Origin of the sequence: Rhizobium etli 8C-3, from assembly GCF_001908375.1 — a bacterium.
GTDB lineage: Bacteria > Pseudomonadota > Alphaproteobacteria > Rhizobiales > Rhizobiaceae > Rhizobium > Rhizobium etli_B.
In genome coordinates this window covers 1,085,499-1,111,142 of sequence record NZ_CP017241.1, presented here as the reverse complement: position 1 = coordinate 1,111,142, position 25,644 = coordinate 1,085,499, and the positions used below count along the sequence as shown (strand labels likewise).

The 25,644-nt window shown below is 61.4% G+C and carries 26 protein-coding genes; 14 read left to right on the top strand and 12 right to left on the bottom strand.

The genetic code is table 11. From position 1 onward, the window contains the following. Window positions 1–24: 24 nt before the first annotated feature. Window positions 25–2,118: a catalase gene (locus AM571_RS05580; protein ID WP_074060554.1), complete on the bottom strand. Its 2,094-nt coding sequence runs from the start codon at window positions 2,116–2,118 to the stop codon at window positions 25–27. A gap of 567 nt (window positions 2,119–2,685) precedes the next feature. On the opposite strand from AM571_RS05580, the gene AM571_RS05575 reads away from it, so the two are divergent. After that, window positions 2,686–3,954 carry an adenylate/guanylate cyclase domain-containing protein gene (locus tag AM571_RS05575; protein WP_074060553.1) on the top strand — a complete coding sequence of 423 codons (1,269 nt, stop codon included), beginning with the start codon at window positions 2,686–2,688 and terminating at the stop codon, window positions 3,952–3,954. 24 nt (window positions 3,955–3,978) lie between these two features. Then, window positions 3,979–4,557 (top strand): hypothetical protein, encoded by a 579-nt coding sequence (locus AM571_RS05570; protein WP_074060552.1) that lies wholly within the window; start codon window positions 3,979–3,981, stop codon window positions 4,555–4,557. A gap of 34 nt (window positions 4,558–4,591) precedes the next feature. Here AM571_RS05570 and AM571_RS05565 read toward each other — a convergent pair whose 3' ends face one another. Beyond that, window positions 4,592–5,485, bottom strand: coding sequence for a branched-chain amino acid aminotransferase (locus AM571_RS05565; protein ID WP_074063088.1), 894 nt, complete (start codon window positions 5,483–5,485; stop codon window positions 4,592–4,594). Between the two features lie 247 nt (window positions 5,486–5,732). Between AM571_RS05565 and AM571_RS05560 the strand changes: the two genes are divergently transcribed. The 4 genes from AM571_RS05560 (at window position 5,733) to zwf (ending at window position 10,207) form a co-directional block, all read left to right on the top strand. Further along, the gene (locus tag AM571_RS05560) at window positions 5,733–6,773 is read left to right on the top strand and encodes a zinc-dependent alcohol dehydrogenase family protein (protein ID WP_074060551.1); all 1,041 of its coding nucleotides are present in this window, start codon (window positions 5,733–5,735) and stop codon (window positions 6,771–6,773) included. A gap of 13 nt (window positions 6,774–6,786) precedes the next feature. Beyond that, a complete protein-coding gene (locus AM571_RS05555; RefSeq protein ID WP_074060550.1) occupies window positions 6,787–7,518 on the top strand; it encodes a metallophosphoesterase in 732 nt (243 codons plus the stop codon). A gap of 316 nt (window positions 7,519–7,834) precedes the next feature. Beyond that, window positions 7,835–8,605: a trans-aconitate 2-methyltransferase gene (tam, locus tag AM571_RS05550; protein ID WP_074060549.1), complete on the top strand. Its 771-nt coding sequence runs from the start codon at window positions 7,835–7,837 to the stop codon at window positions 8,603–8,605. Between the two features lie 90 nt (window positions 8,606–8,695). Beyond that, window positions 8,696–10,207 (top strand): glucose-6-phosphate dehydrogenase, encoded by a 1,512-nt coding sequence (gene zwf / locus AM571_RS05545; RefSeq protein ID WP_074060548.1) that lies wholly within the window; start codon window positions 8,696–8,698, stop codon window positions 10,205–10,207. 48 nt (window positions 10,208–10,255) lie between these two features. On the opposite strand, the gene AM571_RS05540 is transcribed toward zwf, so the two are convergent. After that, the gene (locus AM571_RS05540) at window positions 10,256–10,645 is read right to left on the bottom strand and encodes a hypothetical protein (protein ID WP_074060547.1); all 390 of its coding nucleotides are present in this window, start codon (window positions 10,643–10,645) and stop codon (window positions 10,256–10,258) included. A gap of 229 nt (window positions 10,646–10,874) precedes the next feature. Here AM571_RS05540 and AM571_RS05535 point away from each other — a divergent pair, with 229 nt between their 5' ends. Further along, window positions 10,875–12,440 carry a helicase HerA-like C-terminal domain-containing protein gene (locus AM571_RS05535; protein WP_074060546.1) on the top strand — a complete coding sequence of 522 codons (1,566 nt, stop codon included), beginning with the start codon at window positions 10,875–10,877 and terminating at the stop codon, window positions 12,438–12,440. Window positions 12,441–12,551: 111 nt separating this feature from the next. Here the strand turns inward: AM571_RS05535 and AM571_RS05530 are convergent, their stop codons facing one another. Next, complete coding sequence (locus AM571_RS05530) at window positions 12,552–12,854, bottom strand: alkylphosphonate utilization protein (RefSeq protein WP_074060545.1); 303 nt, start codon at window positions 12,852–12,854, stop codon at window positions 12,552–12,554. A gap of 447 nt (window positions 12,855–13,301) precedes the next feature. Here AM571_RS05530 and AM571_RS05525 point away from each other — a divergent pair, with 447 nt between their 5' ends. Then, a complete protein-coding gene (locus tag AM571_RS05525; RefSeq protein WP_074060544.1) occupies window positions 13,302–14,843 on the top strand; it encodes an ABC-F family ATP-binding cassette domain-containing protein in 1,542 nt (513 codons plus the stop codon). An 86-nt stretch (window positions 14,844–14,929) separates the two neighbouring features. Here the strand turns inward: AM571_RS05525 and AM571_RS38000 are convergent, their stop codons facing one another. Then, window positions 14,930–15,058: a hypothetical protein gene (locus tag AM571_RS38000; protein ID WP_257788692.1), complete on the bottom strand. Its 129-nt coding sequence runs from the start codon at window positions 15,056–15,058 to the stop codon at window positions 14,930–14,932. Between the two features lie 101 nt (window positions 15,059–15,159). Here AM571_RS38000 and AM571_RS37275 point away from each other — a divergent pair, with 101 nt between their 5' ends. Both AM571_RS37275 and AM571_RS05515 read left to right on the top strand, forming a co-directional pair. Next, the gene (locus AM571_RS37275; RefSeq protein ID WP_237358533.1) at window positions 15,160–15,312 is read left to right on the top strand and encodes a hypothetical protein; all 153 of its coding nucleotides are present in this window, start codon (window positions 15,160–15,162) and stop codon (window positions 15,310–15,312) included. Between the two features lie 364 nt (window positions 15,313–15,676). After that, window positions 15,677–16,288 (top strand): GGDEF domain-containing protein, encoded by a 612-nt coding sequence (locus AM571_RS05515; protein ID WP_237358532.1) that lies wholly within the window; start codon window positions 15,677–15,679, stop codon window positions 16,286–16,288. Window positions 16,289–16,410: 122 nt separating this feature from the next. Here AM571_RS05515 and AM571_RS05510 read toward each other — a convergent pair whose 3' ends face one another. From AM571_RS05510 to AM571_RS05490, 4 genes are all read right to left on the bottom strand, one after another. After that, window positions 16,411–16,866: a hypothetical protein gene (locus AM571_RS05510; RefSeq protein WP_074060542.1), complete on the bottom strand. Its 456-nt coding sequence runs from the start codon at window positions 16,864–16,866 to the stop codon at window positions 16,411–16,413. Window positions 16,867–17,416: 550 nt separating this feature from the next. Then, window positions 17,417–18,205 carry a VOC family protein gene (locus tag AM571_RS05500; RefSeq protein WP_074060540.1) on the bottom strand — a complete coding sequence of 263 codons (789 nt, stop codon included), beginning with the start codon at window positions 18,203–18,205 and terminating at the stop codon, window positions 17,417–17,419. 47 nt (window positions 18,206–18,252) lie between these two features. Beyond that, complete coding sequence (locus AM571_RS05495) at window positions 18,253–18,720, bottom strand: DUF1579 domain-containing protein (RefSeq protein ID WP_081377032.1); 468 nt, start codon at window positions 18,718–18,720, stop codon at window positions 18,253–18,255. Window positions 18,721–18,751: 31 nt separating this feature from the next. Then, window positions 18,752–19,477 carry a DUF899 domain-containing protein gene (locus AM571_RS05490; RefSeq protein ID WP_074060538.1) on the bottom strand — a complete coding sequence of 242 codons (726 nt, stop codon included), beginning with the start codon at window positions 19,475–19,477 and terminating at the stop codon, window positions 18,752–18,754. A gap of 89 nt (window positions 19,478–19,566) precedes the next feature. Here AM571_RS05490 and AM571_RS05485 point away from each other — a divergent pair, with 89 nt between their 5' ends. Next, on the top strand, window positions 19,567–20,013 hold the full coding sequence (locus tag AM571_RS05485; RefSeq protein WP_074060537.1) for a MarR family winged helix-turn-helix transcriptional regulator: 447 nt from the start codon (window positions 19,567–19,569) through the stop codon (window positions 20,011–20,013). A gap of 201 nt (window positions 20,014–20,214) precedes the next feature. On the opposite strand, the gene AM571_RS05480 is transcribed toward AM571_RS05485, so the two are convergent. Continuing rightward, window positions 20,215–20,637, bottom strand: a complete 423-nt coding sequence (locus AM571_RS05480; RefSeq protein WP_074060536.1) for an organic hydroperoxide resistance protein — start codon at window positions 20,635–20,637, stop codon at window positions 20,215–20,217. A 123-nt stretch (window positions 20,638–20,760) separates the two neighbouring features. On the opposite strand from AM571_RS05480, the gene AM571_RS05475 reads away from it, so the two are divergent. Further along, window positions 20,761–21,228 (top strand): MarR family winged helix-turn-helix transcriptional regulator, encoded by a 468-nt coding sequence (locus AM571_RS05475; RefSeq protein ID WP_074060535.1) that lies wholly within the window; start codon window positions 20,761–20,763, stop codon window positions 21,226–21,228. A 40-nt stretch (window positions 21,229–21,268) separates the two neighbouring features. Here the strand turns inward: AM571_RS05475 and AM571_RS05470 are convergent, their stop codons facing one another. Then, a complete protein-coding gene (locus AM571_RS05470) occupies window positions 21,269–22,672 on the bottom strand; it encodes an MFS transporter (RefSeq protein ID WP_074063087.1) in 1,404 nt (467 codons plus the stop codon). 115 nt (window positions 22,673–22,787) lie between these two features. Between AM571_RS05470 and AM571_RS05465 the strand changes: the two genes are divergently transcribed. Both AM571_RS05465 and AM571_RS05460 read left to right on the top strand, forming a co-directional pair. After that, window positions 22,788–23,753: a LysR family transcriptional regulator gene (locus AM571_RS05465; RefSeq protein ID WP_074060534.1), complete on the top strand. Its 966-nt coding sequence runs from the start codon at window positions 22,788–22,790 to the stop codon at window positions 23,751–23,753. Window positions 23,754–23,904: 151 nt separating this feature from the next. Continuing rightward, on the top strand, window positions 23,905–24,777 hold the full coding sequence (locus AM571_RS05460; RefSeq protein ID WP_074060533.1) for a cell wall hydrolase: 873 nt from the start codon (window positions 23,905–23,907) through the stop codon (window positions 24,775–24,777). A 50-nt stretch (window positions 24,778–24,827) separates the two neighbouring features. Here AM571_RS05460 and AM571_RS05455 read toward each other — a convergent pair whose 3' ends face one another. Further along, window positions 24,828–25,541, bottom strand: a complete 714-nt coding sequence (locus AM571_RS05455) for a L,D-transpeptidase (RefSeq protein WP_039844261.1) — start codon at window positions 25,539–25,541, stop codon at window positions 24,828–24,830. Window positions 25,542–25,644 lie beyond the last annotated feature (103 nt).

The following is a 25,644-nucleotide window of genomic DNA, read 5'->3' as shown; positions in this document are numbered from 1 at the left end:
GAAAGCGCCCCGGCGGCGAGACCTCTATGCCAGCATGCGGACATTCGGCTCGCGGTACCAGTAGCGCTTGGCGGCGGCCTCGAAAAAAGCGCCGTCCAGCGCGAGGACACCTTCGTCGAGTTCGACGCCCGCCCTTTGGAGCAGAGGCAAGGCTTCCGGCGTGTAGCCGATCGCCTTCAGGTGCACGAAGGCATTCATCACCCATTGCACGGCGGCACCTTCCTTCATGAGTATTCCGGTGCCCTCCCCGGACAAGAGGACTGCGACCGCATCGAATAACTGTGACGGAGAACCGGCGAGCTGGCCGTCGGCCTTGATCGTGCTGCCGTCAGACAGCCTCGCCTTCCCGACCTTCGGGGCAACGACGAAAGCCGTGGCTTTCGCATCCTCAATCGAATTCACCAGGGATTGCAGGGCATGAGCGTCGCTGCCGTCGGCGATCAGAATGCCGATCTTGCGGCCCTCGATCGTCTGCCTCATGTTTTTCTGAATCGAGAGCGCCGGCGACGGAGCCATGTCGACCGGCTCGCGAGCGGCCGGGTTCTTCTGCGGCAGTTCGATGCCCAGGCCTTCGGCGACACGTTTGGCGAGCTCCGCATCGACGTTCAGCAGGTTGCCGACCATGCGTGGTGGCACCTGCTTCAGGCCGACCTTGGACAGCTCAAAGACGAAGGAAGAGGCGATATGGGCCTGTTCCGAATGAGTCTGCGATTTCCAGAACAGCCGAGCCTGGCTGTAGTGGTCGGCAAAGAGCTCGGCGCGGATGCGCAGCTTGTCACCCTGCTCCTGTTTCCCGGACGCGGAGCTGAATGTCGGGAAGCCGGTGATGGGGCATTCGCGCGGCCCGCCTCCCTCGCCATGCGCACCAAGGCTGTTCGGCTCGTAATTGGCTCGCCCCGTCGGCACGTTCATCTGCATCTGCCCGTCACGCTGGAAGTTCATGACAGGGCATTTCGGCGCGTTGATCGGCAGCTGGTGGAAGTTGGCGGTGCCGAGACGCGATTTCTGAGTATCGAGATAGCTGAAGAGGCGTCCCTGAAGCAGCGGGTCATTGGTGAAATCGATGCCGGGCACGATATTGGCGGGGCAATAGGCGACCTGCTCGGTTTCGGCAAAGAAATTCTCCGGGTTGCGGTCCAGCACAAGGCGGCCGACGATTTTCAGCGGCAGCACTTCTTCCGGAATGATTTTGGTCGCATCGAGCACGTCGTAAGGCTGCTTGCTGGCAAAATCCTCGTCGAAAAGCTGCAGGCCGAGTTCCCATTCCGGGAAGTTCCCGGCTTCGATCGCCTCGTGAAGATCACGGCGATGGAAATCGTTGTCGGCCGCCTGCAGCTTCAGCGCCTCGTCCCAGACGGTCGATTGGAGACCGAGCTTAGGCTTCCAGTGAAACTTCACGAAGGTCGATTTGCCCTCGGCGTTGACGAAGCGGAACGTGTGCACGCCGAAGCCCTGCATCATCCGGAAAGAGCGCGGGATAGCGCGATCTGACATCGCCCACATCAGCATGTGGGTGCTTTCGGGCATCAGCGACGCCCAGTCCCAAAAAGTGTCATGGGCGCTGGCGGCCTGCGGATAGGCGCGGTCAGCCTCCATCTTCACCGCGTGGACCAGATCGGGAAACTTGATGGCGTCCTGAATGAAGAAGACCGGGATGTTGTTGCCGACCAGATCCCAATTGCCTTCCTTCGTATAAAACTTGACAGCAAAGCCTCGCACGTCGCGCGGCGTGTCGACAGAACCGGCGCCGCCGGCGACCGTCGAGAAGCGCACGAAGACCGGCGTCTTCTCGCCCTTGCGCTGGAAGAGATCGGCCTTGGTGATACCGGAAAGACTTTCGGTCAACTCGAAATAGCCGTGTGCCGCCGAACCACGGGCATGCACGATCCGCTCCGGAATGCGCTCGTGATCGAAATGGAAGATCTTCTCGCGCAGCACGAAGTCCTCGAGCAGCGTCGGGCCACGCGCACCGGAGCGCAGGCTGTTCTGGTTGTCGGAAATACGGATGCCCTGATTGGTGGTCAGATGGTCGACATCCGGGTGCGGACCGTTTTCCGGAATATGCTGATGCGTCTCGCCGCCATTGCCGCGGCTGGTGTCGAACGGGTTGTCGGACATGATACGTCCCTCATTTAGGGTGATAGACGCCAAACGAGGACACTGGGCTAATGTTCCTGAGATGACGGTCGGGCAAGGCGAAAGGCAATCGGACGAGCCTTCCATCTCCGCTATTCGGTAGCCACCAATCGAGCTCGGCTAGCGCAAAACAGCGGTGAGTGGCACGTTTGCGCATCGAAAGCTTCCCCGTTGCATCGTTCCCGTCAAACGGTCGGGGGTCGGCCCATGGGTGACGGTGGCGCACCGTCCGCCAACACGCCGAAGCGGACACTTGCAAGATGTGGGTCGAGCTCTCATTGCTTGCAACCAAGCAGCGAGGCGCGGCTGGTTGCCCCGATCGAACGGATCGCAATCGAAGGACAAGCAGCTTCTCCAGATAGCGGCCCCCATCATTGATTAAGTGAGATCGCGAGAGTAAGTTTTTGGCTGGCAGTCGGCGTCGGACGGGCGGCGTAAGCTGCTTTGTCAGGCAGCCCGGAAACAACAGCAGATAAATCGTCAAAGTGGAGCCCTGCCCGATCTGAACGGGCGCGCCCATTTTGGCTTCGCACAATGGAGGGCGCCGGCATGGACTTCCCTCTACCTGACAACGAGGCTGAACGCTTGGCCGCGGTAAGGGAGTATGACGTTTACGGCACCGATCCGGAAGCCGGATTCGACGATCTCACCGATCTCGCCGCCTTGATCGCCAGTGCCCCGATCGCCATGGTCAACATCGTCGGCGACACCAAGATTTGGCTCAAATCCCGTCACGGCGTTCCTCCCGGCATCGAGGAAGTGTCCCGCGGCGACGTCTGCTGCGCCCATGCGCTCTGCCGTAGTGACATTCTTGTGGTTCCCGACACCCACGCCGACGATCGCTTCAAGGAGCTGCCGTTCATCGCGACTGAACCCTTTTTCGGCTTTTACGCAGGCATGCCGCTGATCGATTCAGGCGGCCATGCGCTGGGCACGCTCTGCATCTTGGACGTCGCTCCGCGCGAGCTCGCCTTCGAGGCCGCCGAAGGCATCCGTCGCCTCGCGCGCCAGACCATCGCCCAGCTCGAACTGCGCCTGAGGATGGCCGAAGTGCTGCGCTCGCAGCAGGAACTCGCCGCTGAGAAGCAGCGCTCGGACGACCTGCTCCTCAATATCCTCCCGCTCAAGATAGCCGCCGAATTGACGGCGAAGGGCTCGGTCGAGCCCCGCCACCACCCTTCCACGACGATCCTCTTTACGGACTTCGTCGACTTCACCAAATCAGCCGTGGAACTGTCACCCCGGGAGTTGGTCGATGACCTCGACATGTATTTCTCCGAGTTCGATACCATCGTCGCACGGCATGGGCTGGAGAAACTCAAGACCATCGGTGACGCCTACATGTGCGCCGGCGGTCTGATGCAGGGCCGCAAGGATCATGCGATCCGCAGCTGCCTTGCTGCTCTCGAGATTCGACGCTTTGTCGTGGCGTCGAACAAGCGCTGGACCGCGATCGGGCAGCGGCCCTGGCACCTCCGCGTCGGCCTGCATACAGGCAGCGTGATGTCCGGCGTCGTCGGCCGGAAGAAATTCACCTACGACGTCTGGGGCGACGCGGTGAATATCGCGGCTCGTATGGAGAGCACGGACGAAGCAGACCGGGTGAACATCTCCGAGAACACCTATCAACACATAAAATCTTATTTCGACTGCACCCCGCGAGGCGCCCTTGAGGTGAAAAACAAGGGTAAGATGACGATGTACTTCCTCGACCGGCTGAAACCGGAATATGCCGCGGATGCCGCGGGTGTGGAGGCGAACGAGCATCTGAGGAAGGCTCTCGCCGGCACTTCGCTCACTTGGTCGCTGCACGGATAGACTGCGCTCCCAGAGGTACTAACGATGAAGCGTCACTTGCGAATCCTGGCAGCGTTGCTCGCACTGGCACTCATCAGTGCCGGACCGGCCGACGACGGACGTTGGTATGCTGGGGATTATTCCTTCTCAGACGAGCTTGGCGGCTTCCACATCCTTTCAGTTACAGGCACAGGTACAAAAGTCGATCCGATCGTCATCAACGAAGTACTGAACTCGGAAAGCCCCGTCACTCTGGTGATTAGGGCCGCAAAGCCAATTCAACATCACGGGTTTCCCGAGGGCGCCTTCCACCTGCGCGTTGTCACTGAGAACAACAGCGGATTGGCCTGGATCGAGTTCGAATTCGAACTTCAAGAGATACTCGGCAAACCGAGCGACTTTTACGACGGTCTGTCATTTGATCAGACCAATCCCAATCCGGACCTCATTTCGTCCAACCGTTTTGCCCGGTTCGAGAGCCACTTCGAGAAATTCGACCGGCTGCGCTTCGCCAACGGCCACGTTGATCCCCTCGACCGACCGGCGTTTGGCTTCTTCATCACCGACGTCACGCCGGTTACCGAGTTCTACCTGGTGCAGGATCCGCGCGTACCTTTCTCGTGAGACTGCAACCGGTTCGCACTTTCTGCGCGGATCGCTACTCGCTGCTGTGGCTGTGGCTTCGCCCGTTGGCCCAATCCATGTAGAGATCAAGCGCCTTGCGGGTGACCGGGCCATCTTGGAAATCGCGGCCGTCGAGCCGGTTGACGCCGACGATCTTGGAATAGTTGCCGCTGGTGAATATCTCGTCGGCATTCATGAAGTCTTCGACCGAGAGCGTTTTCTCGCGCACGTCGAATCCTGCCTGGCCCAGCAACCCCATGACGCGGGCGCGGGTTATGCCGGCTAGGAAAGTGCCGTTGGCAACCGGCGTCAAGACGACGCCCTCCTTCACCATGAAGATGTTGGAGGATGCCGTTTCGGCGACATTGCCGTTCAGGTCGCGCATCAGGGCATTGTCGAAGCCGCGGCTTCGCGCCTCTGCGATCGCGCGGCCGCTGTTCGGGTAGAGCCCGCCCGCCTTGGCATCCGTCGTCGCAGTTTCCGGCGAGGGGCGGCGGAAGGGCGAAACGGTCAGCGACGAACCGCTATGAACGCCCAAGGGAGCTTCGAAAAGGCAGAGCGCAAAGCGGGTCGATTCCGCATCGACGCAGACGACGCTGCCCGGCGAACCGTGCTCTCCCCAATACATCGGCTTGATATAGATCGGCGTCTTGCCGTCGAATTTCCTGATGCCGTCCCAGGCGAGCGCTTCGATCTCCTCGGCCGTCTTGATGGGCTTCAGCCCCATATTGACGGCTGAGCGGTTGACACGCTGGCAGTGCAGGTCGAGGTCCGGCGCGATGCCATCAAACCAACGGGCACCGTCGAAGACCACCGACGCGAGCCACATGGCATGCGAGGTCGGGCCGATCAACGGCGGGTTGCCAGGAAGCCACTCGCCCTCGACATGGGTCCAGGTGGTCGTTCGAGGCGATGTGTCGACGGGCATGATCTTCTCCTTCCAAAGCCCGACAAGCAAAATCCTTCCCTGCAATCAGGGTCAAGCGGAAATTCGGCCGCTCAAGAGGGACGCAAGAAAAATGCCGCAACCGCCCATGCTGCCGCAACAATCATGCGTGTTCCCCGCATGGAAGCGATGGTTCCATCAGCGAAAATGATCGAACAGAGGGTTGGAGCGGCAGGCTCCCGCGTGGCATCATGGCGCAATCTCGAACAAAAGAGCTGGAGGCCGTCCGATGAAAGCCATGTACTACGAAGCCTTCGAGCAGACACCAGACATCCGCATGGTGCCCGACCCGACGCCGACCGAGGATGGTGTCGTCATTGCAATCGGCGCAACCGGTCTTTGCCGCAGCGACTGGCACGGTTGGATGGGGCACGATCCGGATATCCGCCTGCCGCATGTGCCCGGACACGAGCTTGCAGGCAAGATCGTCGCCACGGGCAAGGGCGTAGTGCGCTTCAAGGCAGGCGATCGGGTGACGGTGCCGTTCGTTTCCGGCTGCGGCCATTGCAGCGAATGCCACTCCGGCAATCAGCAGGTCTGCCCCAACCAGTTCCAGCCCGGCTTCACGCATTGGGGCTCGTTCGCCGAATATGTCGCTATCGACTATGCCGACACCAATCTCGTGCATCTGCCCGACAGCGTCGATGATGCGACGGCGGCGAGCCTCGGCTGCCGCTTCGCCACCTCCTTCCGCGCCGTTGCCGACCAGGCACGCACCGGCCCCGGCGAGTGGATCGCCATTCATGGCGCGGGTGGCGTCGGCCTCTCGGCGATCATGATCGCCAGCGCACTCGGCGCCAATCCGATCGCCATCGACATTTCGGAGGAGAAGCTTGCGTTTGCGCGCGAATGCGGGGCGGTGGCGACCATCAATGCGGCGGCTGTTGCCGATGTCGCCGAAGCCGTGCGCGAGATCACCAAGGGCGGCGCGCATGTCTCGATCGACGCGCTTGGCCATCCCGTAACCTGCTTCAATTCGATCAAGAACCTGCGCCGCCGCGGCCGCCATGTGCAGATCGGCCTGATGCTCGGCGAATATGCCACGCCGCAGATCCCGATGGCGCAGGTGATCGGCCAGGAGCTGGAAATCTACGGCAGCCACGGCATGCAGGCCTGGCGCTACGACGCCATGCTCGCCATGCTTGCAGCCGGCAAGATCGCGCCTCAGAAACTGATCGGCCGGACTATCACCCTGGAAGAGGCCGTGCCAGCGCTGATGGGGATGGACCGGGCAGACGGAACCGGCATCAGCGTGATTACGCGGTTTTGAATGAGGTGGTGCCATGCTCATCGCCCAGATAAGCGATATCCACGCCAGCCCCGGCAATGACGGCCTTGCCCGGCTTAAAAGGGCTATTTCCTGGCTAGCCACTATGCAGCCGGATATCGTCGTGGTGTCCGGGGACCTTGTCAACGGCGGCTGGAGGGAGGGCTACCGGCAGATCCTTGCCGCGTTGCAAAGCCTCGCGTGCCGCACTTTGATGCTCCCCGGCAACGCGGACGACCGCACCGTCATGCGCGAGGAAATGCCCGTGGCCGACTATTGGGGAGGCGACGGGAAAACGCACTTTGCTGAACCCCATGGAGATGCTTTGATCGTCGGCCTAGACACATGCGTCGACGGATATGCCCATGGTGACGTTGCGGAGCATCTTGCCTGGTTGCGGCAGACGCTGGCGAGCGGTCGACCCGGTATACCCCTGCTCTTCACGCATCATCACGTTTTCCCCACCGGAATATCGCCTCTGGATGGCGTCATGTGCAGGGGTGCAGATGCCTTGGGCGACCTGCTATCGACTGGCATAAGGCGCCCCATCGCAGTCTGCAGCGGCCACGTCCATCGGCAGATGTCGAGCCTGATCGCAGGCATTCCGGCCCACATATGCGGCTCGATCTGTCCCGCCAATCCCTTGCTGCTCGATCCCGCACGTGAACCACCTGTCACCGATCCTCCAGCCCTCATGATCCATGATCTCCGCAATGGCCGGCTGATCAGCAGTCACGTCTCCACCTGATCGAACGATCTGGAGCGCCAATCTTGGGCCTGTAAGACCAAGGCATCCGCCAGCGATATCGTCGGCCTCCGCGCCAAAGATCGGCTCGGAACCGCGCGCATTGCCATGTCTTTCAGCGACCGATCGGCAGACTGCGCTAAGACGAAACCGGGTCTCGTGAATCTCCCAAACCCGAAGCGACATCAATTACGCAACCCATTCGTGCAAGTGATTTGAAGACAGCCGCAACACGCCGCATACAAGCGGCCGAGAATTGCTGCTAGCATGACGCACTTGAAACATTGCCGCATCGGAACTGGGAAAACAGGAGGTGCCCATGGCCTGGTCTGCGAGCCAGTATGTGAAGTTCGAGGATGAGCGGACGCGCCCGGCGCGCGATCTCCTGGCGCAGGTGCCGCTGGAAAGGATCAGCAAGGCGATCGATCTCGGTTGCGGACCGGGAAATTCGACCGAACTCATCATCGACCGCTACGGCAAGGAAGCCGTGTCCGGCCTCGACAGCGATCTGAACATGCTGGAAGCGGCGCGCAAGCGCCTTGCGGGCACCACCTTCACCGAGGCTGACCTTGCCACCTGGCAGCCGGATGAGCCCGCCGACCTTTTCTTCGCCAATGCCGTCTTCCAGTGGCTGCCCAATCATCTCGACATCTTCGACCGGCTGATGGACGGGCTTGCCAGGGGCGGCGTGCTCGCCGTGCAGATGCCCGACAATCTCGGCGAGCCGACGCATCTGCTGATGGAGGAAAGCGCTCATGCCGGACCATGGAAGACGGCCTTTGAAATCAAGACCCCGCGCCGCAATCCCCTTCCTCCGCCGTCGGCCTACTACAGCCGCCTGATCGGCAAATCGGCGCGCGTGGATATCTGGCACACGATCTACAACCATCCGATGGCGGATGCCGAGGCCATCGTCGAATGGGTGAAGGGAACGGGCCTGATGCCCTACCTCGCAGCTGCCGGCCAAGAGCATCGCGAGGCGTTTCTCGCGGATTATCTTGCGCGTGTCGAGAAGGCCTATCGGAAGATGCCGGACGGGCGTGTGCTGCTCCGCTTCCCGCGGGTTTTCATGGTGGCGGTGAAGTCTTAGGCGCACACATGCTGGTGGGGACAGCCTGCGCTTGCTGTAGCGCCCGGCGTTCTTATATTCCGGCGCTGACAATCACGGAAAGCGATCCCTATGGCAGACGCCAAGCCTACGCCGCCCACCACTCTGGTCATCTTCGGGGCGACCGGCGACCTTACCCGCCGGCTTCTCGTTCCGGCGATCATCAATCTCACCCGCGGCGCCATGGTCGGCGACGATCTCGACATTTTAGGCATCGGCATCGAGCCCGGCGGCGACGAGATGCTGCGCAAACGGCTGGACGATTTCCTGGCCGGTCTCGGGGACGGCGAACCGCTCGTCAACGATCCGGCCTGGGCGCGGCTGCGGCAGCGGATCAGCTATATTTCCGGCGATTTCACCGGCGACGATATCTATCTTAAGATTTCCAAACGCCTCACTTCCGCACCGGGCGGCAATGCCGCCTTCTATCTCGCCGTGCCGCCCCGGTTCTTCGGCGGTATCGTGGAAAAGATCGCCGCTCACGGACTTGCTGCCGAGAGCCAAGATAGCTTCCGCCGCATCGCCATCGAAAAGCCGTTTGGAACGGACCTCGCTTCTGCCCGTGCGCTGAACGCGCAGATCCTCAGCAAGGTCGACGAAAGCCAGATCTACCGGCTCGACCATTTCCTCGGCAAGGAGACCGTCCAGAATCTGCTGACGGCGCGCTTTGCCAACATGATGATCGAATCGCTGTGGAACAGCCGCTATATCGACCATGTCCAGATTACCGCGTCCGAAACCGTCGATGTCGGCAGCCGCGGCGCCTTCTACGACGCGACGGGCGCGCTGCGCGACATGGTGCCGAACCATCTGTTCCAGTTGCTCGCCATGATCGCCATGGAGCCGCCGAACAGCTTCGACGCAGAGGCGATCCGCAACGAGAAGAGCAAGGTGCTGAAGGCGCTGCGCGTCTTTACGCCCGAGGAGGCGGCAACACACGGCGTTCGCGGCGTCTATTCCGGCGGGACTCTGAACGGGGCTGAAATCCCCGCCTATCGGCAGACGCCGCAAGTAGCGCCCGACAGCAGGACCGAGACCTTCGTGGCGCTGAAGCTCTATGCCGATACTTGGCGCTGGGCGGGCGTGCCATTTTATCTGCGGACCGGCAAGGCAATGACGGCGCGCGACACGGAAATCGTCGTCGAGTTCCAGCCCGTGCCGTTCGCCCAGTTCCGCGAGACCGAGGTCACGCGCCGGCTTCCGCCGAACAGGCTGGTCATACAAGTGCAGCCGGACGAAGGCATGAGCCTGGAAATTTCCATCAAATCACCAGGACTTTCGGTCGATACCGTCCCGGTTTCGCTCGACTTCCGCTATGCCGACCAGTTCGACATCGGTAAGATGACCGGCTACGAATCCCTCATCTACGACCTCTTGATCGGCGACCAGACGCTGTTCCAGCGGGCCGACGGCATCGAAGCCGGCTGGGCGGCGGTGCAGCCTTTCCTCGACCTATGGGCAAAGGGCGGCGAGCCGGAAGCCTATGCCCCCGGCAGCATGGGGCCGGCCTGCGCCGACGGCCTCATCGAACGCGACGGGCGGCAATGGCATGCGCTGAACCTGGTGCATGCGAAGCATAAATAAAAACCCCGCTTCGCCTGTGGAAGCGGGGTTTCGTTCGAAATGACCCGATCAAACGAACTGGCTCAATCCCGGCACCGAGGCGACGACCTCGTCGACGACTTCTTCGCCGGCATGTTGCTTGGCAATGGCGATAGTTTCCTTGGCAAGCGAAGTGATTTCGCCCATGCCGAGGCCCTGGCTCATCAGCTGCTGGCCAAGGCCCATGATTCCGCCCCCGCCGAGCGCACCCATCAAACCGCCGAGCAGACCGCCGCCGGCACCTTCGCCGTTATACTGGGCGACGAGATCGGCGCCGCCGGGGATGGCTTCGATCATCTTGGCGACTGCTGCATCATCCCCTTCACGCTGCAGGAAGCCGAGCATCATGCCGAGCGCCTTCTCCGCCAGATCGGGCGCGATGCCCACGCGATCGGCAATCTGGGTCACAACTTCATTCATCATCAGTCTCCCGTTATTTTGACGTTGACGTCAACGTTATTAGAGTTTCGTCCGCAACTCAAGCCGCGCCGCGAGAGCCGGCATTTTCCCCGGATTTGCTTTCAATGCAAACAGTTGTCGGCATCCTGGTCCCTGCTTATAACAGGAGGACGATAGTAAGATGAATGCGGGTTGTTGCTATCTCCGCATTTCACGCAAGCGGCGGATCGGCCGAAGGGAGAACTGCTTCATGCTCGAGGAAGGCAAGATTTTCATCGGCGCCAGCCGCAATCCGGACGACAGTATCAACAAGCCGGAATATCTCGACCTGAAATTCGGCAACCGCCACGGCCTGGTGACGGGCGCGACCGGCACCGGCAAGACCGTGACGCTGCAGGTGCTGGCGGAAGGCTTTTCCAAGGCCGGCGTCCCGGTCTTTGCCGCCGACATCAAGGGCGACCTTTCCGGCATTGGCGCCAAGGGCGAGGCAAAGGATTTCCTCACCAAGCGGGCTGAGCAGATCGGCTTTGCCGATTACGGATTCGACCAGTTCCCGGTGATCTTCTGGGATCTCTTCGGCGAGAAAGGCCACCGTGTCCGCACCACGATCGCCGAAATGGGGCCGCTTCTTCTGGCCCGCCTCATGGATGCCTCCGAGCCACAGGAGGGCGTCATCAATATCGCCTTCAAGATTGCCGACCAGGCGGGCCTGCCGCTGCTCGACCTCAAGGATTTCTCCTCGCTGCTGAACTACATGGGCGAGAATGCGAGCGAGCTTTCCAGCCAGTTCGGCTTGATCTCCAAGGCGTCCATCGGATCGATCCAGCGTGCGCTGCTCGTCCTCGAACAGCAGGGGGCCGAGCATTTCTTCGGTGAACCGGCGTTGAAAATCACCGATATCATGCGCACCAGCACTAACGGCTATGGCCAGATTTCGGTGCTTGCCGCCGACAAGCTGATGATGAACCCCAGGCTCTACGCCACCTTTCTGCTCTGGTTGCTTTCCGAGCTTTTCGAAGAGTTGCCGGAAGTCGGCGATCCGGACAAGCCGAAGCTCGTCTTCTTCTTCGACGAGGCGCATCTGCTCTTCAACGACGCCCCGCGTGTCTTGACCGAGCGCGTCGAGCAGGTCGTGCGGCTGATCCGTTCGAAGGGCGTCGGCGTCTATTTCGTCACGCAGAACCCGCTCGACGTGCCCGAAACAGTCCTCGCCCAGCTCGGCAACCGCGTGCAGCATGCTCTTCGCGCCTACTCACCGCGAGAGCAGAAGGCGGTAAGGACAGCCGCCGACACCTTCCGCCCCAATCCGGCCTTCGATTGCGCCACCGTGATCACCAATCTCGGCACCGGCGAGGCGCTGGTTTCGACGCTGGAGACCAAGGGCGCGCCATCGATCGTCGAGCGCACACTGATCCGCCCGCCATCGGGCCGCGTCGGCCCGGTAACGGAAGCGGAACGCCGTCAGATCATGGACCGGAGCCCGGTACTTGGCATCTATGACGAGGATGTCGACCGCGACTCCGCTTTCGAAATGCTCGCCGCCCGCGCGAGGAAGGCTGCCGAAGCGGAAGCCGCCAAGCGGGCGCAGGAGGAGGCCGAAGCGCAGCAGACGAGTGCCGGCACGGCCTCTGGCTGGACGCTGCCCGGCTTCGGCAGCGATGACGAACAGCCGAGCCGCAGTCAATCGCGCGGACGTTCGTCCGGCTATCAGCGAGAGACAGTCGTCGAGGCGGCGATGAAAAGCGTGGCGCGGACGGTTGCGACGCAGGTCGGCCGGGCGCTGGTGCGGGGCATTCTGGGGAGTTTGAAGCGGTAGGTCGCGGAGGCAGATGCCAAATGGTGGGCATTCGGCAGCTTAGCCTGCTCTTTGCTGCCGGGCAGAGGAGCTGCTATGAGGTTATATCATGCCTGGCTCGCCGAGTGATCCTCAACGCTTGCGAACGAATTCCGTGCGCAGAACAAGGCCCTTGATGGTATCGTGGCGACAGTCGATCTCTTCCGGGTCGTCCGTCAGCCGGATCGACCTTATGACGGTGCCCTGCTTCAGCGTCTGATTGGCGCCCTTGACCTTCAGATCCTTGATGAGCGTGACGGAATCGCCGTCCTTGAGGACGTTTCCGGCAGAGTCGCGGACCTCGGCGGCCACCTGCGCGGCGGCAGTCAATTCCGAAGCCGGGCGCCATTCACCCGTTACTTCGTCATAGACGTACTCGTCGTCATTGCCCGCCATGGTCGTTGCTCCTACTTCAAGACTTAACCGGTCGGGCCGCTTATAGCAGCAAGCCCGTCCTGCGCAAGTTCGGCCGCGAAGAGCAACGTGTCGCACTCGGTGCGGCGCTATTAGTAACAGGCCCGATGGCGGCCGCCATGGTTGCATTCAGGCAAGGGCGATGATATTTCAACGCCTGCACTCTAAGAGGAAGGAGGGTCGCGTGCATAATTACTATTTCCGGTTCAACCGGCAGCGCGGCCCCGTCGACGCCCTGCAAATGCGTTTGCAGGGCTGACCAGGGACCGTTTCTCGCAAAACCTCTCTTCTGGTCGGCCCATGTGGCCCGCGGCGCCAAGCTTTGTCGCTTGAGCGTCTGAGACTATCCATTCACCGCTGACACATCGCATCGAAGATGGCCCGGGAGCCCTCGATGGATGATCGCGCGGTCGAGACCAGAGAACGATCATGACCCTCCTCAATATTCGCAATCTCGGCATGACCTTGTCGAGCCCGCTGTTTTCCAAGCTCAATCTCGTCGTCAATGCCGGCGACCGCATTGGCATCGTGGCCGCCAACGGCCGCGGAAAATCCACGCTATTGCGCTGCGTGGCCGGCACGCTGGAGCCGAGCGAAGGCGAAATCACTCGGGCGCGCGGGCTGACGATCGGTCATGTCGAGCAGAATGTGCCTCCTGCCCTGTTGGCCAAGCCATTCTACGAGGCCGTTCTCGATGCGCTCGCTCCGGAGCAGGCGGAAACGGAGAGCTGGCGCGTCGATGTCGTGCTGGGATCTCTGCAGGTACCGGAGGAATTGCGCTGGCGTTGGCTCTCGGCGCTCAGCGGCGGATGGCAGCGCCTGGCGATGCTTGCCCGCGTATGGGTGACCGAACCCGACCTCCTGTTGCTCGACGAGCCGACCAACCATCTTGATCTCGGCAAGATCGCACGGCTGGAGGAATGGCTGAATGGCCTCCCCCGCGACGTGGTGGTGATTCTGGCCAGCCATGACCGCGCCTTCCTCGACGCCGTGACGAACCGCACGCTCTTCCTGCGTCCGGAGCAATCGCACATCTTCGCCCTGCCCTATTCCCGGGCGCGGACTTCAATCGACGAGCTCGATGCGGCGGATGCGCGCCGCTACGATCGCGACATGAAGACGTCCGAGCAACTGCGCAAGCAGGCCGCCAAGCTCAACAATATCGGCATCAATTCCGGCAGCGACCTTCTCGTCGTCAAGACCAAGCACTTGAAGCAGCGCGCCGAGAAACTCGAGGATGCGGCGAAACCCGCGCATATGGAGCGTTCAGCCGGTGCGATCCGGCTTGCCAATCGCGGCACGCATGCCAAGGTGCTGGTGACGCTCTTGGATGCGGCGGTAGAGGCGCCAGACGGCACGCTGCTCTTCAAGACCGGCAGGCAGTTCATCTGCCAGGGAGACCGGATCGTGCTGCTCGGCGAAAACGGCACCGGCAAGACGCGGCTGATCGCCATGTTGCGCCAAGCGATTGCGAACCCGGAGACGGCCCGGAACGGCATCAAGGCCACGCCTTCGCTGGCGCTCGGCTACGGCGACCAGGCGCTTGCCGACCTGCGCGATGTCGATACGCCGATGGGCATCATCATCCGCCGCTTCGATGTCGGTGACGTGCGGGCGCGCGCACTGTTGGCGGGCGCCGGCATGTCAATCGAAATGCAAGGCCGCCCCATCGGCCAACTTTCCGGCGGGCAGAAGGCAAGGCTCGGCATGCTGGTGCTCCGGCTGTCCAACCCGAACTTCTATCTGCTTGACGAACCCACCAACCATCTCGACATCGACGGGCAGGAAGCGCTGGAAAACGAGCTGATCGCGCATAGGGCAAGCAGCCTGCTCGTTTCCCACGACCGCAGCTTCGTGCGCGCGGTTGGCAACCGGTTCTGGCTCATCGAAAAGCGACGGCTGGTGGAAGTGGAAGACCCCGAGGGGTTCTTTGCGTCGGCAGGAGGTGGGGAAGATTTGCCGAAGGGCTGATCGCCGGAGCAAAAGGAGCGGTTGCTGCAGACGTCAGCGGGTCGTCGTTGACCGCCCAGCCTCCGTGGCCAAGCGAGCAAAAGGCCTCAAAACACCTTCGGCGCAACACCCAGCAGGTTCAGGTTGCCGCTGCCGGCGATCGCGAACAGATAAGAGCCCGGTGCGATCCTGAAGATGGCAGCACTGCGCGCCGAGGGCGTCGACATGAAGGACATGTGTCGTCGTGCTCTTCGACCAGAAGCGTCACTTCTATCATGCGGTGCTTTCGGTTGCCGTCGATGGCAACTAGTTCATCCTCGACAACAAGCGCGACCCGGTGCTACCCGACAGCCGCCTGCCCGACTACCAGCCGCCCTTTTCAATCGCCGACGGCAAGGGATATCTGCACGAGCTGCGGGCCGGCAACAAGCAGGTTGCCTCGCGCATGCCGCTGGAAAAGGTCGCACCGGGCGAAGGCGCGGCACACTGAGACCAGAACGCAGGATGTCCGAAGCGACCGCACGACGCGGCCGCTTTTTTCGTTTCCTGGGGCGCTCAGTAGCGGGAAATATTGCCCAGCCGTCTCCCTGCGAAGACAGTTAATCCATGAGGCCTCTAAAATAACAATTTTACAGGATTTTTTAACCGGTACTTGTTGCGCTCACGGTTAGCTTGACACTCATCCCTAATGAGTATGCCACCCCATGATTTTTATTAACCGTTACTCCCCAGCCACAATAAAACCCGCCTTGCTGCTCGCCGCATTTGGCGCATCGTTCTGCATGGCAGGATCGCTCGGTGTTTTACTTATCTTAAACCTTCTAGTCCCGGATAAACCATTTTTGGTAGGATTTGTGAGCATCCCTCCAATTTCGTTCCTTGTTGCATTTCCGCTGCTTCTGGCGCTTCAGCTGCAAAAGTCGGAGCTTGCGGCGCTGCGCACCAAGATGAACCATGTAACTCGCCATGATCCGGTGACGAATGCGCTCAACGGCACCGCCTTTGCCGCCGCGATGCAGAACTATTCCGAGCGCCGCCGGAAGATCGCCACGGATACCGGCGGCATCATGATCGCCGTCGTCATCGAGACGCTCGACGCAATCAGCCGCCGCTACGGCCCGCAATGGGCCGACACGGTGATGCTATCGCTGGCCGACATCATCAAGAGTTCGGTCAGAAGCGGCGACCTCGTCGCCCGCCTCGCCTCGAACGAGCTCGGCATCTTCTTGCCCGGCGCCACTCCCGAAAACGCCCAGGACATCGGCGCCCGCATCCGCAGGCGGGTCTCGCAGGCCGCCTTCGAGACCGAGGAAGCACCGCTTGACCTCAAGATCAAGCTCGGCGGCGCCCTCTTTGAGGGGCCGGAGGATTTCAACAGGATCCGACAGCTTGCAGATGAGATGGCGTTCGACAGCGAGACGGAGGATGGCGAGCCGATCGCGATTGCAAGGCTTCCCGCGGCGTGAAGCAGAACGCAGAAAAGGCGCCGAAGCGCCTTTTCCAGGTTCAACCCTACCAAGACCGAAACGGGGCGCCCGTCAAGCGACCGGCGTCGTGGTCGAGTGATGATCGTCATCGTAGATGATCTTCACAGTCGACGTATAGTTTTGAAGCACCGCGACATCGTGCCATTTCCGTCTCCACCGTCAATGAAGTCTGTGGAACCGCCGCCATAAAGCATGTCGCCTCCGCCGATGCCATAAAGCGCATCATGATCGGAGCCGCCGTTTACCGTCTCGGGATTGCCGGAGCCGATCACCACATCGTCCCCTCCACCTGCATTCAAGGCGCCGTTCAGATTGCTGTTGATGAAGGTCAGATCGCCGCCCGAGCTAGATGCGTTGACCCAGGCCAAGCCGTTCTCATTTCCGTTGCCGTTGTTGGTGATGGAATAGGTCGTGCCCCCATCCTCGATCGCGCTGAAAGCAACATAGGTCGACTGCTGGCTGCGCTGGGAATCGGCGGCAGTCACCCGGAAGATGTAAAGGCCGACATCGCCGGCACTTGGATTGCCTGTGACAGCGCTGCGCTGTTGGAGAGCCAATCATCGAAGTTCGTGGAATGGACACTTTCCAAGCTGTGGCTGACCGACAGGCTCGCAACAAATTGATGCTGTTCGGCGAGCCGGTGTTGTCAGCGAACGCATATCGCCCGGTCAGGCTGGCCGCCTCGTTGACGGATAGCGGAGAAGCCTCCGCAAGGTTCGTGACCGTGATCGCGACCGCCTTTGTCGTATCGGCGATCCCATCGGTGGCGTGCACGATGATGTCGTAGACATTGTTGCCGGCGGCATCGGTCGGAGCCTCGAAATTCGGTGAAGTCTTGAAGGTCACCGCACCGGTTGGCGAAACATTGAACTTGTCTGCGTCGGCTCCCGTAACCACGCAGATATAGCTGATTATGCATCCACCCAAATGTTCAGGAAGGTTTAACCTTGCCGGGCGCTCTTCGGGTTTGAATGGTAAAATTTGAATAAAATCAAGATATTAGCGGGACGGATTTTGACGCTCAAACGGAAGGGCAGCCCCGCTTCCAGGGCCGCCGCCGATCAATTTCCGTATCTCGATTCGCCATTTCCGGGAATTGCTGCGAGGTCAGCGGCCCGGCGCGACGAGACAGAAGAAAGCGCCCTGCGGGTCCGTCGCATTGATGATCCAGCTGCCGCCGGGCACTTCCATCGGACCGACGATTACCTTGCCGCCGCCCGCATTGACGCGTTCGATAGCGCTGTCGATCCCGGGCACATTGAAGTAATAGCCCCAATAGCACATCGGCACATTGGCGGGTTTGGTCATCATGCCGCCGATCTGTTTTCCATGTTCGGCGAAGATGCGGTAGGCGCCCATCTCGCCCATGTCGAAATCGTGGTCCTTGGTCCAGCCGAAGACCTTCGAGTAGAAAGTGAACGCTTCCTCCATATTACCGGCCATCAGTTCGTGCCAGCCGACGTGGCCGGGCGTATTCATTTCCGGCTCCCAGCCGCTATCGCCCTCCATCGGCAAAGGAGTCATGATGCATAGGACGGCGCCGTGTGGATCAGCGACGACGGCGAAGCGGCCGATGGTCGGGATGTCTTGCGGGGGGCGGCGGATCTGGCCGCCGTTCGCCTCGAAATCCTTCGCGGTTTGGTCGACATCGTCGACACAGACATAGCCTGTCCAGTTCGGCGGAATGCCCTGCCCTTCCAGCTCGGCCGGAAAGGTCATCATGCCGGCGACGCCGCGACCTGACGCCTCGAAGATGGTGTAGGGAGAAGGAAGATCCTCCATCGGCATCTCTTTCGTCGTCCAGCCGACGACAGAGCTGTAGAAGCGGGCGGCAGCCTCGGTGTCCGCCGTCATCAGTTCGCACCAGATGAATTTTCCATGGGTATCGGAAGCCATGATCTTTTTCCTTTTCGTGCGTATATGGGATCGGGTTCGATTCTCGATCACGGCTTGCGCGTGTAATGCGCCTCCATAAACTGCTTCCAGCTGCCGTCCGGCTGCTTGGCTGCCGAGTTGAAGGTTCGGTGATCGTCATCGGTGAAGATAATCTGCTCACGGTAGTCCTGCTCGGCCCCTTGGTTCTGGAAATCAGGGCCACGGGTATAGAGGCTGAGCACCTTGCCGTCCGGCGATACATCACCCTCGTAGACCCACATGTAGTCCATCATCGAGCCGATCCAGCTGCCGACATATTTGCCCTTGGCCGCATTGTAGCCGAGGGTGAGCATGGTGGTGGCAGCCCCGCCGCCCGGCATTTCGCCATTGCCTTCGGCAACGAACCAGATGCCGTGCAGCGAGCGCACGATCTCGGTCCATTGCTGGTCGGCCGTCATTTCGGATGCCGTGACATCCCAGACGCCCACCAGCCTTTCGAGGAAGCGATGCTCCTCCAACGCTCTTGCGGTTTCCATCATCCTTCTCCCTTGGGGATGTTCGCAGATTTCAGTGACAGGATTGCGTCTTTTGAGCGCCCTCGTATTCGTCGTGGCGCTTGACGAAATCCATCGTGTCTTGCTCATTGCGGCCCTTCGGCGCACGGTCGAGGATCATCAGCGTGCCGATCAGTTCCTCCGGCCCACGGGCATAGCTGGAGTAGGTGTGGAAGATTTCACCCTGCTCGTTCTTGTAAAAGGAGCTCAGCCCCGGCAGTTCGTCATGGGCCTCGGCGGGTTCGATCGCGGTGAAATTGTAGAAGACCTTATCCTTGGCGAGATCTTCCGGGCTGAAGGAAACGTGGTAGTCGAAATTGAAATCGCTGCCGAAGGACGAAACCCAGGGGAATTTCCAGCCCATGCGCTTCTTGTAGGCCTCGATCTTGGCGAGGGGCGCGCGCGAAACCGCGACCCAGGTGACATCGTGATGGTTGAGATGCGGCAGCGCGCCGTCCACGTGATCGGAAAGGAACGAGCAGCCCGGGCAACCGGCATCCCAATCCGGACCCAGCATGAAATGGTAGATCATCAGCTGGCTGCGGCCGTCGAAGAGATCGGATAGACTTCTCTTTCCCTGGGGCGTGTCGAAGACGTAGTCCTTGTCGACCTTGACCCAGGGCATGGCCAGGCGCTCGGCATTGATCCTATCTCTGAGATGCGTTGCTTCCTTCTCCTTCAGGAGCAGCGCCCGGCGGGCCTCGAGCCATTGTTCACGGGAAACGACTTGATTCTGCATCGCGAGCGCCCTCCTCCGGCGCCGCCGGCAAGACCGGCATTCGTCCTCATTCGCTTGACTAAATAGATTGATATCAATAGAAATAGAGCATGTCAAACGCGATTGAAATTCCCTTTTCGACGACGCTGCTGGTACGGGACACCTGCCTGTGCCTGCATGTTCAGCGGGCCGCTCGAGCACTCGCACGGCTTTTCGACGATGCGCTTCGTCCAGTGGGGCTCACCAACGGGCAGTTCTCGCTGATGATGTCCCTCAACCGGCCGGAGCCGCCGCCGATGGGGCCCGTGGCCAATCTTCTCGCCATGGACCAGACGACGCTGACGGCAGCGCTGAAACCGCTGCAACGTCGTGGCTGGGTAAATGTAACTCAAAATCCGAAAGACAAGCGGGGCCGGCTGCTCAGCCTGACCCCGGAGGGCAAGGCGGTACTCGCCGCAGCGCTGCCGATCTGGCGAAAGACGCATGCAGCGCTGGATGAGAAGCTGCCTGGTGGCGGCAGCGAGCGGCTGCGAAGCGAGCTGCAGGCGCTCGCCTGACCAACAGGCGACGCGCGGATCGTTGCCGAAATCGCTCCTGGAAAAGCCGATCGGCATCTTCGAAAATTCCACCCGGAGCGATGGGGTGGGCGACGTAACAAGCGAGCGTTTGAGTGAAAATCGAGGACAAGTTTGCCATGTCGCTCCCTCGTTCGGCCCCTTGGACCACCTTCTCCCCGCCGGGAAGAAGGTGGTTCTGCTTCAGGCCACTGTGACTGGAACTTCGGTCGAGGTGCGCATGGCGTGGCTGTAGGGGCAGACGATGTGGGCGGCGGCGGCAAGCTTTTCAGCCTCGGCCTTATCCAGGCCGGGAATGTTGACGGTGAGCGCCACGTCGATGCCGAAGCCCGTGCCGTCTTCGCGCGGGCCGATTCCCACCTTGGCGGAAACCGTTGTGTCTTCCGGAATCTTGACCTTCTGCTGGCCCGCGACAAATTTCAGGGCACCGAGGAAGCACGCGGAATAGCCGGCCGCAAAGAGCTGTTCGGGATTGGTGCCGGTGGCGCCATCGCCGCCGAGTTCCTTGGGAACAGTCAACGTCACGTCGAGAACGCCGTTTTCGGAAACGGCGCGGCCTGCGCGGCCACCGGTGGCGGAAGCTTGGGTCGTATAGAGGATAGGCATGTCAGTCTCCTTTGCGTTGGGGCTGGATTTCGTATATTGCACAATTAAATTGTACGCAAGTGAATTTCGCAAATTGCATTCGGAATCTGAAAAGAGGAGAATTGCCCTCAAAGGAACAGGATCATGAAAGCGCAGATGGCAAAGACGATGGATATCCCGCAAGAGGAGAGGCGGCTGGAGAAACAGCTCTGTTTCGCGGTCTACGCGACGGCGCATGCCTTCACGCGCGCCTATAAGCCGATCCTTGACAAGGTCGGCCTCACCTATCCGCAATATCTGGTGATGCTCGTGCTCTGGGAAAAAGCCGAACTTCCGGTAAAGACGATCGGCGAGCAGCTCGACCTCGATTCGGGCACGCTCTCACCGTTGCTCAAGCGGCTGGAGCAGACCGGGCTCATCAAGCGTACGCGGGATGCACGGGACGAGCGTCAGGTGATCGTTTCGCTGACGCCGAAGGGCCGGTCGATGAAGAGCGAGGCGGCAATGATCATGGCGGCCATCGGCCAGGCGGCCGGCTGCACGCTCGAGGAAATGGCGCAGATCCGCGGATCTTTACAAAAGTTGCGCGCGAACCTGAACGCAGCCGTGTGAGAAATCGCCCGCGCCTTTTACAAGCGCGGGCTTTTGCCGATTACTCGGCCGCCTGATAGGCTGCTGCGGCGCGCAGCGGCGACGTCCTTGGACCGAGGGCAGCGAGAAGCACGACCGCGACGGCAAGCAGCGCCGTGAAGGCGACGCCTGCCACATAGGGATCAAGGCCGAAGGACGGCGCCGCGCCGAAGACGGCGGAGGCGGCAGCGAGCACGATGCCGCCGCCGATCTGGAAGGCGGCAAAGAGCATGCCGGAAGCCAGGCCGGATTTGTCTTCCTCGACATCAGCGAGTGCCGCGACCTGAACGGAGGGATAGGTCAGTGCGTAACCGAGGCCGAGCGGGACCTGCGACAGGACGACGAGCAGGACCGGATTGATGTCGCCGACAGCCGCCACCCAGAAGATGTAGCTTGCTGCCTGCAGTGCCACGCCGACCGCCATGAGGCCTGTAGTGCCGCGATTTTGCGCGATCGCGGCAAAGCGTGGCGCCAGGAACATGACGAAGACGCCGCCTAAAGCGAAGCAGAAGCCGGTGCCGAAGGCCGACCAGCCGAGCTCGTTTTGATAGTAGAGCGTCGCGATGAACTGGAAGCCGACATAGACGCCTTGAAAGAGGGCGGCAACGGCATTGGCATGGCTGAGTCTTGCCCGGCCGAACATCGCAAGCGGCACCATCGGATCAGCATGCCGGGCCTCAACGGCAAGGAAGATCAGGATCAGGGCGGCCGCCGCAGTCAGTGCACCCCAGGTGGGAAAGGCGCTCCAGCCGTCGGCTGCGGCGTTGGTGATGCCGAAGACGAAGAGCAGCAGGCCGGGGGTGATGGTCAAGGCGCCTGCCCAGTCGAAACGCGGACGGTCAGCTCCCCGGCGCTCGTCTGCGGGCAGGACGAATGGCGCGATCGCCAGCGTGAGAATCGCCACAGGAGCGCCCATGACGAGCGTCGCCCGCCAGCTGAAAATCGTGGCCGCACCGCCGAGCACCATGCCAAGCACGAACCCGGCCGCGCCAGTGGAGGAGAAGATCCCAAGCGCCTTTGCGCGGGCGCTGCCCTCCCCGAAGACGGAAAGCAGTAGCGCCAAAGCGGCCGGTGCAGTAAAGGCCGCGGCGATGCCCTTGATCAGGCGGGCGGCAATCAGCGTCGGCCCGCTGTCGACGAAGCCGCCCGCGATACTCGCAGCCGCAAAGACGGCAAGCGACCAGAGAAAGACGCGGCGGTGACCGAAAACATCGGCAACACGGCCGCCGAGCAGCAGGAAGCCGCCATAGCCGAGGACATAGGCGCTGACGGCCCATTGCAGCGAGGTTGCCTGCATGCCGAGTTCGATCTGAATGGCAGGAAGCGCAACGCCGATGGTCGAAACGTCCATGGCGTCCAGGAAATTGGCGGCGCAGAGCAATAGCAATGCCAGCCTCGGCCCACTTCGAGATTTTGTGAAAGTCATCGAGATCGTTCCTTGTTGGTGCCGCGCAGTTGGAAGGAAGCGGCAGAGGAACGAGAAAATGATCATCTCCAATCCTATTGCAAATTGATAGTAACCATGCCAGGTATTACTGGAAATGATAAATGACGCGATCCTTCGGAAAATCGACCTGAACCTCCTGCTGGCCTTTTCGGTGCTGATGCAGGAACGCAATGTCAGCCGCGCGGCCGAGCGGCTACTGCTTGGCCAGCCGGGGCTTTCGGCAGCGCTGCGGCGGCTGCGAGAAGCGCTGGACGACGAATTGTTCGTCCGCGTAGGACGCGGCCTGCAGCCGACGCCGCGCGCGCTTGCCATCGCACCGGCAATCGAGGATGCGCTTTCCGGCATCGAGCGGGCCATCCGCCCGCCCGCTGCCTTTGACCCCGCCAGCTGGAAAGGCGAATTCCGCATCGGCCTGTGCGACAATCTCGAATCAGCCTTCTTCGGCCCGCTTGCGGCGCGCCTGCGGGAACTGGCGCCGGGCGCCCGGCTGGTCGGTGTGGCTTTCCACAAACGCGACGCCGCACGCCTGCTCGACGAGGGCGCCTATGATTTCAGCGTCTCGATCCACGACGAGCCCGCCTCCTGGCATGTCCGCCATCCGCTCTTCGACCAGTGTTCGATCTCGATCTTCGATCCGAAGCAGCTCAGGCTGAAGACCCCGCTGACCCTCGAGGACTTCACCAGGGCAGACCATGTCGGCGTCTCGTTCGAAGGCAGCAACGGCTCGACCAATGTCGATATCGCCCTTGCCCGATTGGGGCACAGCAGGCAGGTGGTGGCCACGGTGCCCCGCTTTTCCGCCCTGCCGACGGCGCTGCGGGCCATGCCGGTGATCGCGACGATCCCGGAATCGATCGCCCGCTGCATGGCGCAATTGCATGGACTGACGGTTTCAGTGCCGCCGATCCCGCTGCCTGCCGAACCGGTCACGATGCTCTACCGCCGCGTCGACCGGGCGGACGGACGTTCCGTCTGGTTGCGCCGGCTCTTCATCGATGTTGCCAGCGCCGCACTTCAAGCATCGGGCTGCCGGATGGGCATTTCCAGCGCGGCCGCCTAGCGAAATATCCGCTTTCGCGCGCCTCTTCCCTTTGAATCATAATGGTTTTCCGGTGAATCACGAAATGTGTTTGGATTATTTACGAACGTGAGTTAAAACGTTTCCGCGACGTGATTTGGGCTGGACTATAACAAATAGGAGGCACCGGCCGTTGAGGGCGCGATACGAATTGGGCAAAACCATCTCCGGGATTCTCTTCGCCGGACTGGCTGCAACAGGGTGCACGACGGCCGCCAAGGCGCCACCGCCGACTGCACGTCCTTCTTCCACCGCCAAACCAGCATCAGCCAAAGTGACTTATAATTACACGGCACGGGACCGCGATTGTCTGAAGCGCGCCATGTATTTCGAATCCGAACACGCCGATCGCGATGGCTATGTCGCGGTCGGAACAGTCGTGATGAACCGGCTCACCTCGCCCGCCTATCCCGACACGATTTGCGAGGTCGTAGCGCAGGAAAAGCAGTTCGCGCCCGGCGTCATGACCAGGGTCGTCGATCCGATGGCCGGACCGGAACTCGATTCTGCCGTGGACGGGATCTTGCGCGGGGAACGGCATCCCGGCGTGCAGAACGCCATGTTCTTCCACACCGACGGCCTGAAATTCCCCTATCGCAACATGCATTATGTCGTCGAAGCCGGCGGCAACGTCTTTTATGAAAAGCGCGGCAGGGACGGAACACTGCAAACGCCGGCACCGCTGCCGGCCTATGAAGTGGCAATGAACTACGTTTCCGACCCGCGGCTGTCAGGCCCGGTCCAGTTCGCAGGCGTGCAGCCGTTCGCGACCTCCGCGCAAATCGAAGTGTTGCTGCCGGAGAAGGGGCCAATCCCGAGGGCCATGCCCGACCTGGCCTCGATACCGGATGCCACCACGACTTCCGCCATTCCGGCCGTTCCACCGGCATCGACGGCTCCAGGCACGGTCATGCCGCCGGAAGGTTCACCAATCGCACTGCCGACACCCCGCCCCTCCTACAACAGTGCAGGACTGGCTGCCGGCCATCTGCCGGCGGGCGGCTGAGACCGGTCAAAAGACTTCCTTCCGGAGCGGAAGGAAGTCATGTCCATTCATCACTGCCAGACGACGATCGGCGTCTTGTTCGGTACGCGGTCGTAAAGATCGATGATATCCTGGTTGAGCAGGCGCACGCAGCCGGACGAGACAGCCTTGCCGATCGAGCGCCATTCGGGATTGCCGTGCAGGCGGTAGAGCGTATCTTCGCCATTCGAGAAGATATAGAGCGCGCGGGCGCCGAGCGGGTTCAGGAGGCCAGGCTCCATGCCGCCGCGTTCGATCGAGTATTTTGCAAGTTCTGGCTGCCGGGCAACCATCTCATTCGGCGGCTTCCAGCGCGGCCACTTCTGCTTCCATTGAATGACGCCGTTGCCGGACCAGGCAAAGCCTTCGCGTCCGATGCCGACGCCGTAGCGCATGGCTGTCCCGCCCGGCTGGACGAGATAGAGGAAGCGCGACGGCGTATCGACGACGATCGTGCCTGGACGCTCGCCTGTCGGATCGATGACCTGCTGGCGATAGTAGCGCGGATCGATCTGCTGGTAAGGGACGGCGGGGATCAGGAAGCCTCCGTCCTCGATGGGGCCGTAAATCACGTCAAGCTCGGCATCCGTAGGAGCGGGCGTCGTCTCGAAAGGGCGTGGGAAACGGAAACCGACGGGTTGTACGCTCGGTGCCGAAGTGGAAGCGCAGCCGGCGAGCGCGGAGGCCGCCGTCAAAGCCGAAAAGGAGAGAAAGTTGCGGCGGGAGAGAGATTTTTCGAGACTCATGCGCGGGACGGATTTCCTTCTGTCGCGGGGAGAGCCGGGATGCGGCACCCACCCCGGTTGGTTCATTCAATGCCAGGTGACGACTCGGAAATCTATCTGCCGC

What these genes read in the sequence shown, in the direction of transcription:
- AM571_RS05580 (WP_074060554.1), bottom strand. Translation starts at nt 2,118, where the DNA reads ATGTCCGACAACCCGTTCGACACCAGCCGCGGCAATGGCGGCGAGACG.
- AM571_RS05575 (WP_074060553.1), top strand. Translation starts at nt 2,686, where the DNA reads ATGGACTTCCCTCTACCTGACAACGAGGCTGAACGCTTGGCCGCGGTA.
- AM571_RS05570 (WP_074060552.1), top strand. Translation starts at nt 3,979, where the DNA reads ATGAAGCGTCACTTGCGAATCCTGGCAGCGTTGCTCGCACTGGCACTC.
- AM571_RS05565 (WP_074063088.1), bottom strand. Translation starts at nt 5,485, where the DNA reads ATGCCCGTCGACACATCGCCTCGAACGACCACCTGGACCCATGTCGAG.
- AM571_RS05560 (WP_074060551.1), top strand. Translation starts at nt 5,733, where the DNA reads ATGAAAGCCATGTACTACGAAGCCTTCGAGCAGACACCAGACATCCGC.
- AM571_RS05555 (WP_074060550.1), top strand. Translation starts at nt 6,787, where the DNA reads ATGCTCATCGCCCAGATAAGCGATATCCACGCCAGCCCCGGCAATGAC.
- tam (WP_074060549.1), top strand. Translation starts at nt 7,835, where the DNA reads ATGGCCTGGTCTGCGAGCCAGTATGTGAAGTTCGAGGATGAGCGGACG.
- zwf (WP_074060548.1), top strand. Translation starts at nt 8,696, where the DNA reads ATGGCAGACGCCAAGCCTACGCCGCCCACCACTCTGGTCATCTTCGGG.
- AM571_RS05540 (WP_074060547.1), bottom strand. Translation starts at nt 10,645, where the DNA reads ATGAATGAAGTTGTGACCCAGATTGCCGATCGCGTGGGCATCGCGCCC.
- AM571_RS05535 (WP_074060546.1), top strand. Translation starts at nt 10,875, where the DNA reads ATGCTCGAGGAAGGCAAGATTTTCATCGGCGCCAGCCGCAATCCGGAC.
- AM571_RS05530 (WP_074060545.1), bottom strand. Translation starts at nt 12,854, where the DNA reads ATGGCGGGCAATGACGACGAGTACGTCTATGACGAAGTAACGGGTGAA.
- AM571_RS05525 (WP_074060544.1), top strand. Translation starts at nt 13,302, where the DNA reads ATGACCCTCCTCAATATTCGCAATCTCGGCATGACCTTGTCGAGCCCG.
- AM571_RS38000 (WP_257788692.1), bottom strand. Translation starts at nt 15,058, where the DNA reads ATGTCCTTCATGTCGACGCCCTCGGCGCGCAGTGCTGCCATCTTCAGG.
- AM571_RS05500 (WP_074060540.1), bottom strand. Translation starts at nt 18,205, where the DNA reads ATGGCTTCCGATACCCATGGAAAATTCATCTGGTGCGAACTGATGACG.
- AM571_RS05495 (WP_081377032.1), bottom strand. Translation starts at nt 18,720, where the DNA reads ATGGAAACCGCAAGAGCGTTGGAGGAGCATCGCTTCCTCGAAAGGCTG.
- AM571_RS05490 (WP_074060538.1), bottom strand. Translation starts at nt 19,477, where the DNA reads ATGCAGAATCAAGTCGTTTCCCGTGAACAATGGCTCGAGGCCCGCCGG.
- AM571_RS05485 (WP_074060537.1), top strand. Translation starts at nt 19,567, where the DNA reads ATGTCAAACGCGATTGAAATTCCCTTTTCGACGACGCTGCTGGTACGG.
- AM571_RS05480 (WP_074060536.1), bottom strand. Translation starts at nt 20,637, where the DNA reads ATGCCTATCCTCTATACGACCCAAGCTTCCGCCACCGGTGGCCGCGCA.
- AM571_RS05475 (WP_074060535.1), top strand. Translation starts at nt 20,761, where the DNA reads ATGAAAGCGCAGATGGCAAAGACGATGGATATCCCGCAAGAGGAGAGG.
- AM571_RS05470 (WP_074063087.1), bottom strand. Translation starts at nt 22,672, where the DNA reads ATGACTTTCACAAAATCTCGAAGTGGGCCGAGGCTGGCATTGCTATTG.
- AM571_RS05465 (WP_074060534.1), top strand. Translation starts at nt 22,788, where the DNA reads ATGATAAATGACGCGATCCTTCGGAAAATCGACCTGAACCTCCTGCTG.
- AM571_RS05455 (WP_039844261.1), bottom strand. Translation starts at nt 25,541, where the DNA reads ATGAGTCTCGAAAAATCTCTCTCCCGCCGCAACTTTCTCTCCTTTTCG.